The sequence below is a fragment of the Thermodesulfobium sp. genome (assembly GCF_053498235.1).
This window is the reverse complement of record NZ_JBRCUV010000044.1, coordinates 24,634-37,962: the sequence shown is the minus strand read 5'-3', so window position 1 is coordinate 37,962 and position 13,329 is coordinate 24,634. Positions and strand designations below refer to the sequence as shown.

At 33.0% G+C, this 13,329-nt stretch carries 10 protein-coding genes; 9 read left to right on the top strand and 1 reads right to left on the bottom strand.

Features of this window, described 5'->3' with window-relative positions; translation table 11 throughout:
• Both ACWIUX_RS06335 and ACWIUX_RS06330 read left to right on the top strand, forming a co-directional pair.
• On the top strand, window positions 1-1,140 hold a 1,140-nt coding region (locus ACWIUX_RS06335), incomplete at its 5' end, for an IS256 family transposase (RefSeq protein ID WP_448589886.1).
• 451 nt (window positions 1,141-1,591) lie between these two features.
• Window positions 1,592-2,470, top strand: coding sequence for a DMT family transporter (locus ACWIUX_RS06330; RefSeq protein WP_448589885.1), 879 nt, complete (start codon window positions 1,592-1,594; stop codon window positions 2,468-2,470).
• Between the two features lie 26 nt (window positions 2,471-2,496).
• On the opposite strand, the gene ACWIUX_RS06325 is transcribed toward ACWIUX_RS06330, so the two are convergent.
• Window positions 2,497-5,262, bottom strand: coding sequence for a WD40 repeat domain-containing protein (locus tag ACWIUX_RS06325; RefSeq protein WP_448589884.1), 2,766 nt, complete (start codon window positions 5,260-5,262; stop codon window positions 2,497-2,499).
• A gap of 185 nt (window positions 5,263-5,447) precedes the next feature.
• On the opposite strand from ACWIUX_RS06325, the gene pyk reads away from it, so the two are divergent.
• From pyk to ahbA, 7 genes are all read left to right on the top strand, one after another.
• Entirely contained in the window at window positions 5,448-7,199 is a 1,752-nt protein-coding gene (pyk, locus tag ACWIUX_RS06320) for a pyruvate kinase (protein ID WP_448589883.1), read from the top strand.
• 208 nt (window positions 7,200-7,407) lie between these two features.
• Window positions 7,408-8,799, top strand: a complete 1,392-nt coding sequence (locus ACWIUX_RS06315; RefSeq protein WP_448589882.1) for an NAD(P)/FAD-dependent oxidoreductase — start codon at window positions 7,408-7,410, stop codon at window positions 8,797-8,799.
• 12 nt (window positions 8,800-8,811) lie between these two features.
• The gene (locus ACWIUX_RS06310) at window positions 8,812-9,588 is read left to right on the top strand and encodes an Mrp/NBP35 family ATP-binding protein (RefSeq protein ID WP_448589881.1); all 777 of its coding nucleotides are present in this window, start codon (window positions 8,812-8,814) and stop codon (window positions 9,586-9,588) included.
• Between the two features lie 30 nt (window positions 9,589-9,618).
• Window positions 9,619-10,791, top strand: coding sequence for a radical SAM protein (locus ACWIUX_RS06305; RefSeq protein ID WP_448589880.1), 1,173 nt, complete (start codon window positions 9,619-9,621; stop codon window positions 10,789-10,791).
• A gap of 38 nt (window positions 10,792-10,829) precedes the next feature.
• Window positions 10,830-11,810: a porphobilinogen synthase gene (gene hemB, locus ACWIUX_RS06300; protein WP_448589879.1), complete on the top strand. Its 981-nt coding sequence runs from the start codon at window positions 10,830-10,832 to the stop codon at window positions 11,808-11,810.
• 72 nt (window positions 11,811-11,882) lie between these two features.
• Window positions 11,883-12,866, top strand: a complete 984-nt coding sequence (gene nirJ2 / locus ACWIUX_RS06295; RefSeq protein WP_448589887.1) for a putative heme d1 biosynthesis radical SAM protein NirJ2 — start codon at window positions 11,883-11,885, stop codon at window positions 12,864-12,866.
• Entirely contained in the window at window positions 12,845-13,321 is a 477-nt protein-coding gene (gene ahbA, locus ACWIUX_RS06290; RefSeq protein ID WP_448589878.1) for a siroheme decarboxylase subunit alpha, read from the top strand. The genes nirJ2 and ahbA overlap by 22 nt, the downstream gene beginning before the upstream one ends.
• Window positions 13,322-13,329 lie beyond the last annotated feature (8 nt).

Here is a 13,329-nt window from a genome sequence, read left to right as displayed (position 1 = left end):
ATAAATCAAATTCTTGAACAACAGAGAACAGAACAGATTAATGCTGAACTATATGAACGAACAGATAATAGAAAGGCATACAGAAACGGTTATAAAACAAGAAAGTTAAACACAAGAGTAGGAAATTTAATATTAAATATTCCTCAAATTCGTAATGGCGTATTTTCAACAGAATTATTTGACCGTTATCAGAGAAGTGAACAAGCTTTACTATTAGCACTAATGGAGATGGTAATAAAAGGAGTATCAACAAGAAAGATTAAAGATATCACAGAAGAATTATGTGGGACAGAATTTTCAGCTTCAACTGTATCTGAACTTTGTAAAAGATTAGATGCAGTTGTACGGGAGTGGAAAGAGAGAAATCTAAAGGATAAAAGATATCCATTCTTAATAGTAGACGCATTAGTAATAAAGATAAGAGAAAATCATAGAGTAAAACCATATAGCGCATTAATTGCAACAGGAATAAACGATAAAGGATATAGAGAGATATTGGGTTTGGAAATTGGGAATAGCGAATCAGAACAAAGCTGGTCAGATTTTTTCAGACACCTAAAACAAAGAGGTCTTAAAGGTGTAGATTTTGTAATATCAGATAATCATCCTGGACTTGTAAAAGCAGCTGCAATAAGCTTTCAGGGTTCAACCTGGCAAAGGTGTCAGGCTCACTTTACTCGTAACATCTTAAGTTTCTGTCCAAAACATCTACAAAGCAGTTTAAACGGTAATTTAAGATTGATATTTGAAGCCCCTGATTTAAAGACAGCTGAAGAGCTTTTAAAGAAAACAATTGAAACCTTTTCAAAAACTGCTGGTAAGGCTATAGATATATTAGAACAGGGATTTTATGATGCTACAAGTATTCTAATTCTTCCAGAGCGCTATAGAAAAAGACTTCGCACTACAAATAGCATTGAACGCTTAAATGAAGAAATACGCCGTAGAGAAAGAGTAATACGTATATTTCCAAATAGAGAATCGGCAACAAGGCTAATAGGAGCACTTTTAATAGAACAAGATGAGTTATGGTCTACTGGTCATAAATACTTTGATATGGATGAATATTGGCAATACAGGTGCAAATATGAACCTAATAAAGTAGAACCTATTGTAAAAGAAGAATTTAATATCGCATAACTTAATTTACTAATTTAAGAAATTAATTTAGGTCACTAAATTTAGGGCAGTTTTTAAACTATACCTAAGAAGAATGTGAGGTGCATATTACTATAGGCAGGTCTTAAAAGAAAATAAGAAGAAGAAAAGCATTTATTGACATTGAGTAAGTTAAGATTTATATTTTTTAAACGGGGTTGGGTTTAACTGATTCTATCAGTTGGATGAATTTACAGAAAAAATTGGACGTGATCATGTGAGGAGCACTTCAAATATTGTACAAATACTTAATCACAGCTTTGACGCTTGGACACAATAAAAATACTTGTAAAACTACTGAGTCAGACTTATTTTGGACAAATTAGATTATAATATATATTTGTTTGGTTTTTTTATTTATTTAGTTTTCTTATCTCTGTTTGGTTATAAAAATATAATTTTAATATTTTAAGGATTGGTCTAATTATCTAAAATGTCTATTTTTGGTCTCTTAAACTTATTTGTAGTATATATTGTTTGGAGTAGCACTTATCTAGCAATAAGAATTGCTGTAACCGGTGGTTTTGAGCCCTTTACGTTAGGATCAGTAAGGCTATTTCTCGCTTCATTGATTTTATTTTTTATTCTTGTGATAAGAAGAATAAGTTTAAAAATAAATTTTTTTGAATTTAAAATAATATTTTCTACAAGTATGTTGATGTGGGTTTTTGGAAACGGACTAATTATGTGGGCTGAACAAAATGCAGCATCTGGTCTAACAGCCCTGATTTTGGGAGTTACACCTATATTAGCATCTTTTTTGGACTCAATTTTTACAAAAAAAACACCTTCAATAAGATCTATATTGTCCTTATTGCTTGGATTTTTTGGAGTATTTTGCTTATTTATTCCTGAAATTTCTAGTTTTTCCTTTGTAAATTTGTTTTCCTATTCTTTAGTGTTTTTATCAGCCTTGTGCTGGGCTATTGGGGCAATTATTCAGAGAAATAATAGTCTAAATATCTCAGTACTAACTATGAGCTTTTATCAGAACCTATTTGCCTCTATAGGATTTTTCGTGCTCAGTTTAGCTTTTCATGAAAGCTACTCGATGCCTGGTTTAAATGCAGTTATTGCTTTGTGGTATCTTGTAATATTTGGTTCCGTTCTTGCCTTTACTGCTTATATAAATGCAGTTAAACTGTTACCTATAAGTATATCTATGACATATGCCTATGTAAATCCAGTTCTTGCACTATTTTTAGGACATATTATTTTGAATGAAGAAATAAATAAATTTACGATCCTGGGTGCGATATTAATAATTTTAGGTGTATTAGGAGTTTTTAAAGATCGCAGCAACAAAGAATAAACATTTGTATTAAATTTTTAAAAAATTTATAAACTCCATATTTTTATGATGTTTTCAATTGTAGAATAAGATGCTAAAAGATTTGCTTCAGAATTAAAAAGCAAAAAGTCTATTGAAGAGTGGTGAGCATGAATAAGTTCTTTATTTTCAAAACTTTCTAATGAATGAAACCTAATTGTTCCATCTAAATGAGAAGTAAAGAAACTAGCGCTATCTTTGAATGTTATATAAGTAACAAGATTTGATTTGTTGGTTTCTTCTTTTATAAGATTTCCATCTAGTGAAAATATACGTAAACTTCCATCTGTATAAGTTACCACAACTTTTGACGAATCTGGAAAATAAGAAAAATACGTTATAGAAAGTTCAGGATTTTGTTCTGGTATTACTATTTCTTTGCCTTCTTTAATAAACCAAATAGATAATTGATTTTCATCGTTGAGGTATAGAACAGATTCTGAGTTAGGAGAAAATTCGAAATTTTTGAGGCAAGAATTTTTATTTGAAAAGGTTCCAAGCTTAGTTCCTTCAACAGTTGACCAAAGGTCTACGTTCAAGCTGTATTTACCTTTAGATATGAAAAATATATTGTTATAGCTAAAATTTAATTCACTGATAGGTTCAGAATTGTTTTCTATACACCAAAGATTTTTTTCTTCATTAAATAACCACATTTCAAGTGTTCCATCTTCAAAACCTGTTATCATAAAACTTTCATCTGCTGATAGGCTTACTGTAGATATTGACCCATCGTATCCTTTTAGTTTTTTTATAATTTTATTGTTTTCAGTATCATAAAGTCGTATTTCAGAATTGTTGTAGCCAACTACTAATTTAGAAGAGTTAGAATTGTTAAAAAAAGATGTGATGGGAATTGGCGAACTTAATTGGAATAGTACATTAAAATTGTTTAAAGATATTTTCTCTATTTCATTAGATTTTTTTAATATAAATAGGTTTTTACAATCTTTCGATATATTAAATTGTTTTGAATTAAAGTCAAATTGAAATTCTATTTTTGGCTTGTCAAGATCAAAGTTATTCTGTTCATATAAATCATCTGTTTTTTTATATACAGATATACACCTAAAATGGGATACAAATAATTTATCAGTTTTCTTGTTATAAGCTAAGGGGATACCATCAAATCTTTTTTCCGAAATAATACTTAAATCATCTATATTAATTTGTTTTAAAAAGGAATCTAAAGAGCCAGTAATTAATGTATTATTATCTAGCAATTCTAACATTATAATCTCTGAATCGTGAATTTTGTTGCTTTTTATAATATTGGCACCCTTTATTAAATAAATATATCCATTTTCAGAAGTTGCAATAAAGGTTTCATCGTTTAAAGCGAGGAAATTTGAGAACCATGAATTTTTTAATTTTTGAATAATTTCAACGTTTTTGGTGCTTAGATCAATTTTAAAAAGTTCACCGTATATACTAGATGCTAAAATAAATTTGTTATTGTTAAAAAAGTTTACCTTAAATATGCTAGAATTTAGATTAAATTTTTCAACGATTTCCATTTCTTTGATTTTTGTAATTAAAATAGTTCCATCTTCTAAACCTGCAGCTATTAATTTATTATCAGTGGAAAATTCTAAAGAGTTAACCCATGAGGCATGATCAACTATTGAGCCTATTAAATAACCAGTTTTAAAGGAAAAAATTTTTATTTCTCCATCATAACCACCTGCGGTTAACAGGCTGTCATCTTCCGATACAGAGAGAGTTTTTATCCACGAATTCGGTGTATCAATTTTTATTTGATTTTTACCAAAGAAGTCTAAAATAAAAATTTTATTTGATCTTTCAGTACAGGCTATAGCGTCAGTTTTTTTTGAAAAATCAAAGGCAAAGTCTTTATAGTTTTGCATAAATATTTTGTAATCGAAACTTTCAATACCATTATCAAAGTTTCTTAAGTTTCTCAGAAAGCTTTCAGGACTTCTTTCGTATAACATCATATATACGCATAAAGCATCTATGAAGTTTATGCTTTTTTCATTATATGGAAATAAAGAGGGCCTAAAGGGAATTTTTTTACTAAAAATTAACTTATTTGTTTTTATATCTATAATTTTTATAAAGCCATCAACATTCGAACTATAAAAAAGATTTTGGTCTTTGCTACACTTTATCGAATCTACCCAGTTTTGAAATATCTTTAAAGTGCTTATAAGAGTATAATCAAATAAACTATAAATGTTTATTGTCCCGTCGTTAAAGCCTGTAATTAATTTTTTATTTTTCTGTGCAAAACAAATAGATGTTGGCCAAAGGGGAGATGTATCAATTGTGCTTATCGGTTTTTCTGAGTCAATGTCCCAAATTTTTATAGTTGAATCGTATCCACCAGATGCAATTAGGGTGTTATCTTGTGAGAAAGCAAGTGAGGAAATTCTGTTTTGATGTCCTTCAAATTTATAGACTGGTTTTCTGTCTTGAATAGACCAAAGAATGATGTTGCTGTCTCTGCTTCCTGATAAGAGGTATTTTCCGTTGTGGGAGAAAGTAAGTGCAATTATCCAATCTTCATGACCACTTAGGCTGTCGATGGGTTTCTCTTTAAAGATATTCCACAAAAGTATATTAGAATCAAATCCACCAGATGCAAAGTGAATTCCATCTGGTGAAAACGCAGTAATAAATATCCAATCTTTTCTTTTTCTAAGTTTGTTAATAATATTGCCAGTTAGAATTGGAAAACTATCTCCCGCAAAATTTAACAGAGGGATATTTATTACCTTTTCAAAAATGAAATTTATTGCTTTTTTGATCACTGAGCTTTACGGACTTCTTCTGTAGATAATTTATTATACATTATATTGTTTTTAAATAAAAATTTAAATAAATTTGAACCTTATTTTGTTAAATTAGAAAGTTTAAGAAATTTGTGGTTCGAGGTAGTTCATTAACTGTTATAATACTTATTTAAAGAATACAAATTTTATCCAAAGGGGGAAACATGTTAAGGAAAACTAAAATTATTTGTACTTTAGGACCCAGTACTGACGATCCTGAAATTTTATATAACTTTGTTAAAAACGGAATGGATATTGCTAGGTTAAACTTCTCACATGGGGATTATGAGGATCATTTCAGAAGAATTCAAATGGTAAGAGAAATTTCAAAGGAATTAAACAAAGAAGTGGCTTTGATGCTTGACACAAAGGGACCAGAAATTCGAGTAGGAAAATTTAAAAGTGGGTCAGCTCAACTTAAAAAGGGTCAAAAATTCATTTTGACTGCTGAAGAAATTGAAGGAGATAATGAGAGAGTAACAATTACATATCCTGATTTGGTTAAAAAAGTAAAAAAGGATACCGTAATTGTCCTCTCTGATGGTCTTATTTCGCTTTTAGTGGAAGGTGTTGACGATAAAAATATTTATACTACTGTCATGAACAACGGTATATTAAAAGATCATAAAAGGGTAGCAGTTCCAGGGGTATTTTTAGATATGCAGTTTTTGTCAGAAAAGGACATAAACGATATAAAGTTTGGCATAGAGCATGAGATGGATTTTATTGCAGCATCCTTTGTCCAAAATGCAACCAATATTTTAGAGATTAGAAGGGTTTTAGAAGAAGATAATTCTAATATAGATATTATTGCAAAGATTGAGAACAAATTTGGTATTGAAAACATTGATGAAATACTTAAGGTAGCGGACGGAATTATGGTTGCAAGAGGAGATATGGGAATTGAGATACCTAACGAAGATGTCCCCTTGATTCAAAAGGAATTAATAAAAAAGGCTAATAAAGCGGGTAAACCTGTTATTACAGCTACCCAAATGTTGGAATCTATGATAAACAATCCACACCCTACTAGGGCAGAGGCTAGTGATGTGGCAAATGCTATTCTAGATGGGACAGATGCGGTTATGTTAAGCGGTGAGACAGCTGCTGGAAACTATCCTTTAGAGGCTATGGAAATGATGGCCAGAATTGCGTTAAAAACCGAAATGTCTTTGGATTACAAAGCTATTTTTCTATCTAAGGGTTTAAATCAAAAAACTACTACTGATGCTATAAGCCACGCTACAGTTCAGATCTCTCATGAGCTTGACGCTGCAGCGATAATAAGTATTACACAAAGTGGTTTTACTGCCAAGATGGTATCAAAGTATAGACCTAATGCTTTCATAATAGGCGTTTCTTCGGATATTAAAATGGTTAGAAAAATGAAACTGATATGGGGAGTTTATCCTATAAAATGTGACAAAACAAATAATATTGAAGAAATGATAATGGAAGCGATTAGTAAATCGAGTACTTTTAATTTAATAAAAGAGGGTGATCTTGTAGTTATAACTGCAGGTGTGCCTATTGGTACAACTGGCACCACCAATATGATAAGAGTTCATCTGGTTGGCAATATCATATTAAGAGGCATTGGAATTGGTCATAGTTCCTATACAGGGAAAGTTTGTGTTGCAACTACCTTAAAAGATTTCAAAGAGAAGATGAAGCCAGGAAATATTGTGGTAGCAAAAAGTATTAATGAAGAGTTAGCAAAATATACTACTGAAGCTGGAGCGTTAATAGTTGAAGAAGGTGGTCTTACTTCAAATGCTGTAATACTTGGAATAAATTTTAGTATTCCTGTAATAATAGGAGTTGAAGGGGCTACTGAAATTTTGAAGGATGAGACTTTAGTTACGGTAGATGCAGAGAAAGGTTTAATTTATCAAGGTGAAATAAATGTGAGGTAGATTTGGGTTTTTGTGTTAAAATATTAAATTAGATATTGGTAATTAGATATTGAAATTAGCTATTAATAAATAATAAATAATATAATGAAATCAAGTATCATTTATTTTTTACTGTAGAGGTTTGATAATCAAGAGTAATGTCAATTAAGTGATTTACAAATTACCCTGGTTTTGGCCAGGGTATTTTTCTGAGGAAGCGGGTGTTAATATGAAAGAATATGACGTGATAATTGTGGGTGCTGGTCCTGCTGGAATATTTGCAGCTTTAGAGCTAACAAAAAAGCTTGAAGGTAGTTCTGTTTTAGTTATTGAAAAAGGACATGATATATCAAAAAGACATTGCCCAATGAGAGATAGAAAAACTCAGTGTTTGAATTGTTCCCCTTGTGCTCTGATGAGTGGATGGGGCGGCGCAGGGGCTTTTAGCGATGGTAAACTTACTCTGTCTACTGATATTGGTGGGAATCTTGCTGATATTGTAGGTGAAGAAAGGTTGTACAATCTTATATCTTATGTAGATAAGATATGGGTAGATTTTGGTGGAACGCAAGAGGTTTTTTCTCCGAACACGGAAGAAGAAAATGAATTAAAAAAGAAGGCTATTTTGGCTGATCTTAAATATATACCCTTTAGAGTAAGGCATTTAGGAACCGATAAATCTCCGATTATATTACAGAATATGAAGGATGAACTTGAAAAAAGAATAGATATACTTACTTCATCTACTGTTGACGAAATCGTGGTAAAGAATAATAAAGTTGAGGGTGTAAAGATATCTGATGGAACAGTTTATAAAAGCAAATATGTCATAGTATCTCCAGGTAGAGATGGTGCTGATTGGATTTTTAATGAAGCTAAAAGGTTAGGTATTGAAGTACAAAATAATCCAGTTGACATTGGTGTGAGAGTAGAACTGCCTGCAACTATTATGGAACATTTGACGAAAATAACTTATGAAATAAAGTTAGTGTATTATTCTAAACTCTTTGAAGATAAAGTAAGAACGTTTTGTATGAACCCGTATGGGGAAGTTGTAAGTGAGCAAAGCGATGGAGTGATAACGGTAAATGGTCACAGTTACGCTGATAGGAAGACTGAAAATACAAATTTTGCTTTGCTTGTGAGTAAAACATTTACTGAACCATTTAAAGAGCCCATTTCGTATGGGAAATATATTGCAAGACTTGCCAATCTTTTAGGTGGAGGAGTTTTGGTTCAGAGGCTTGGTGACCTTTTGGAGGGAAGAAGGTCTACTAAAGAAAGACTCCAAAAATCAGTAGTTGTTCCTACTTTAAAGGGTGCTACTCCAGGAGATATTAGTTTAGTTTTACCTTATAGACATCTAAAAAGTATTATAGAAATGCTTCAGGCTCTTGATAAACTTGCACCTGGAGTTTATTCTCGATATACTTTACTTTATGCTGTTGAGGTTAAATATTACTCTGCTAGATTAAAGTTGGATTCTGATTTGATGACCCCTATTGAAGGATTGTATGGAGCTGGTGATGGAGTAGGAGTAACAAGAGGTCTGATTCAAGCTTCGGCATCTGGAGTTCTTGTGGCAAATAGTATTGTTAATAAGATAAGAAATCAATTTTGAGGAGGATAAATTATGTCAGATAAAGCTCAAGAGAAAGGCGCAACAAATATTCCGGAACCGTTAGTTTTGCCTAATGTAAAAAAGGTCATAGCTGTATTAAGCGGTAAGGGTGGAGTTGGAAAGAGTACAGTTACTTCACTTTTAGCATGTGAGTTTGCAAGGAGAGGCTATAAGGTAGGCATATTAGATGCAGATGTGACGGGACCCAGTATACCAAAGATTTTTGGAGTTAATAAGAAATTAGAAGTTAAAAACGATAAGTTACAACCTGCTATTTCAAAATTAGGAATTAAGGTTGTTTCGCTAAATTTGCTCTTGCCTTCAGAGGATGACCCAGTAATTTGGCGTGGTCCAATGTTATCAAAGGTTATTAAAGAATTTTGGGAACAGGTTGATTGGGGAGAATTGGATTATCTTTTCATAGATCTGCCACCTGGAACTTCTGACGTTATGATTACAGTTTTCCAGTCAATTCCAGTAGAAGGCGCTATTGTGGTTACAACTCCACAGGATCTTGCATCTTTAATAGTAAAAAAGAGTATGAAGATGGTAAAAAGGGTAAAGAATGGGAAACTATTAGGTATCGTTGAAAATATGAGCTATTTTGTATGTCCTGACAATCAAAAAGAATATTACATATTTGGGGCTTCTAAAGTTGAGAAAATTGCTATGGAATATGGCATAGAGGTCCTAGCGAAGGTGCCTATTGACCCAGTGATGGTTCAAATGGCAGATGAGGGTAAAATAGAAGAATATAATAAAAATGTGTTTTCTCATGTGAAGTTTTAGCTCTTTTTAAATTTTGAAAGGAGAAAAATTATGATTGGTTTTACCAAGCTTCTTTGTGGGAAGGCTACTGTTTCTGATGTGATAAAAGAAAGGAATAAGAAGAGTTCTATTAAAGATCCAAAACTCCTTCAATTTACCACTGAAAATAAGCCACTTGTTGTATGGAACGTGACAAAGGCTTGTAATCTGAAGTGTAAACACTGCTATATAAACGCCGGTGAAAAGTCCTCAAATGAGCTAACTACACAAGAAGCGAAGATATTAATAGACGATTTAGCAAGTTTGGGCACTCCTGTACTTTTATTTTCTGGGGGAGAACCGCTATTAAGAGAGGATATATTTGAATTGGCTGACTATGCCTTTTCAAAAGGTATTAGACCAGTTCTATCTTCTAACGGGACTCTCATAACAAAGGAGGTGGCTCAGAGGCTTAAAGACAGCCATTTTCAATATGTTGGTATTAGTTTAGACGGTTTAGAAAAGGTTCATGACGATTTTCGAGGCGTAGAAGGTGCTTTTAGAAGATCTATAGAGGGTATAAAGAATTGTTTAGAGATAGATTTAAAATCTGGTGTCAGATTTACTGTTAATCAAATGAATTTTAAAGATTTGCCTGATGTGCTTGATTTTGTGGCTGAAAACAATATTCCAAGATTTTGTATGTATCATCTGGTGTACTCTGGAAGAGGCAAAGAGATGCTTGAGCTTGATCTAACAAAAGATCAAAATGTAGAGCTTTTTGACCTTTTGGTGAAGAAGACAATGGAATTTGACAAAAAGGGCGTTGATCTTGAAATTTTGACTACTGACAATCACGCTGATGGTATTGCTCTTTATCTATACCTTACGTCAAATGAGCCAGAGAGGGCTGATGAGATAAAAGAACTACTTAAGATGCATGGTGGCTGTTCGGCTGGTACGAAGTTTGCAAATATTGATAATGAGGGAAACGTACACCCATGTCAATTCTGGCTTCATTATAACCTTGGTAATATAAGAGAAAAATCTTTTTCAGAAATTTGGAAAAACGAAAATGAGCCTCTTTTAAAGAAGCTTCGTAATAAGGAAAAATATCTTAAAGGTATATGCGGGGAGTGCAAATATAACTATCTTTGTGGAGGTTGTAGAATAAGAGCTGAAGTGGTCTATGGTGATATTATGCAGGAGGATCCTGCCTGCTATATAAATAAATTAAAATTTTAAAATTTAATTTAATTTATCTGCTTGAAAGGAGAATGTTTATGTTTCCTATATATAGAGCAAGAAGGATAAGACAAGATGGAATAAGGGAAATGTTAGAAAATCCTTTGATAGCAGTAAAAAAGCTTATGTTACCAGTATTTGTAATGCCAGGTTCGGATAAGGTTGAAGAGATATCTAGCATGCCTGGCGTGTATAGGTATACTGTAGATAGGGTTTTAAATTTTGTAGAAGAAGCGGTTAAAAATGGGATAAAATCTATAATACTTTTTGGAATTTCAGAGATAAAAGATTCAAATGGAAGTTGGGCATCGAACAGTGAAGGAGAGGTACAAAGGTCTATTCGCTTGTTAAAAAAGGAATTTCCTGATCTCGTGGTTGCTGCTGATACGTGTTTGTGTGAGTATACAGATCATGGACATTGCGGCATTGTAAGGGATGGAGAAATTTTAAACGATGAAACTCTAGAAGTTCTTAATGATATTGCGATTTCATATGCAGAAAGTGGTGCTGATATAATTGCCCCTTCTGGGATGATGGACGGGATGGTTTCATCTATTAGAGATGCCCTTGACAGTAAAAGATTCTATAATACGATTATAATGAGTTATTCTGTAAAGTATGCTTCCTGTTTTTATGGACCTTTTAGAGATGCTGCACAATCGGCACCAAAATTTGGTAATAGAAAAACCCATCAAATGAGTCCCTTTTTTGGTTATAATGAGGCCATAAAAGAATCTCTAATAGATGTAGAGGAATGTGCTGATATTTTGATGGTAAAGCCGGGCCTCTCGTATCTGGACGTTTTAAAAACAGTTAAAGATAATGTTCTTCTACCTGTGGCTGTATATAATGTGAGTGGCGAGTATGCCATGGTAAAAGCAGCCGCTATAAATGGCTGGATAGACGAAATGAGTACTGTTTCAGAAATTTTTTATGCTTTTGAAAGAGCTGGAGCAGATATTATCATTTCATATCACTCTTTGGATTATGCGAAGTGGTTAGCTAAAAGAGTTAAGTAGCTTGTTACTTTAAAAGTTCGCTTGAATTTTTTAGAAGGGAGATCTCCTTTGAAGCTGGAAAACAACCAACCAATTTTGTGTTCTTGGAATACGACTCAAGAATGTAACTTAAAATGTGTTCACTGCTACCGTGATGCAGGCGACAAAAAATATAATGAGCTTACTACCGAAGAAGGGAAATCGCTGCTTGATGAGATTAAAAAAGCAGGTTTTAAAATTATCGTATTTAGTGGCGGCGAACCTCTATTGAGGAAGGATATATTTGAATTAACTGAGTATGCAAGTAGCATTGGCTTAAGGCCGGTATTTGGCACTAACGGGACTCTTATTGATAGAGAGATGGCTTTGAGATTAAAGGCTTCGGGGGCTGCAAGGATAAGCATCAGTCTGGATAGCCTGAATGAGTCTCAGCATGATAAATTTAGAGGTGTAGAGGGATCCTGGTCAAGGGCTGTAAAAGCTATGAAAATACTCAAAGAGATTGGCTTGTCTTTCCAGATTAATACTACTGTAACCAAGAGAAATATTGATGAAGTTTTAGAGATCACTGATTTTGCTGTTGAAATTGGCGCTGATGCGCATCACATATTCTTTTTGGTACCTACAGGTAGGGCAGTGGATATTGAGATAGAGAGCTTGAATGCTTTTGATTATGAGGATCTGTTGAAAAAGATATTATTGAAATCAAAAACTGTAAATATAGAGCTAAAGCCAACTTGTGCGCCGCAATATATGAGAATTGCAAAAGTTCTTGGCATCAAGACAAGATTTACAAAGGGCTGCCTTGCTGGTACAGGATACTGCTCAATCACTCCTGAAGGTGACGTATGGCCATGTCCATATATGCCCATAAAAGTGGGAAATGTAAGGGTTGAGAAATTTTCTGAAATCTGGAGAGATGCGCCTTTGTTTAAAGAACTAAGAGAGGGTAATCTTAAAGGAAGTTGTGGGAAATGCAGTTTTAATGATATCTGTGGTGGTTGTAGAGCAAGAGCCCTTTTTTATAATGGAGACTATTTAGGAGAAGAACCCTGGTGTTTGATGAGAAAACAATAAAACTTACTGAGCTAGAGGAGGCCCTTTTAGAAAAAATTCAGCATAACTTCCCTATTGTAAAGAGGCCTTTTGATGAGTTAGGCGCTCAACTGGGGATAAGTGGGCAGGAAGTGATAGAAATTCTTCAAAAGCTAAAATCAAGGGGTATAATCAGGTTAATAGGTGGCGTATTTGATCCAAGAAAACTCGGATTCAAGGGAACACTTGTTGGACTTAAAGTTGATAAGGATTATATTGAGAAGGTAGTAGAAAAAATTAACAGGTGTCATGGGGTGTCTCACAACTATTTAAGGGATCACGAGTATAATCTTTGGTTTACTTTGATAATGCCGTCTAGAGAAGAAATCGATGCTTTTATTGACAGCTTAAGAAAAGAGGAAGGTGTTATAAACTTGGTAGAGCTTCCTGCTAAGAGGATATTTAAAATTGATGTAAGATTCAAGATTAAAGATTAAATTTTATG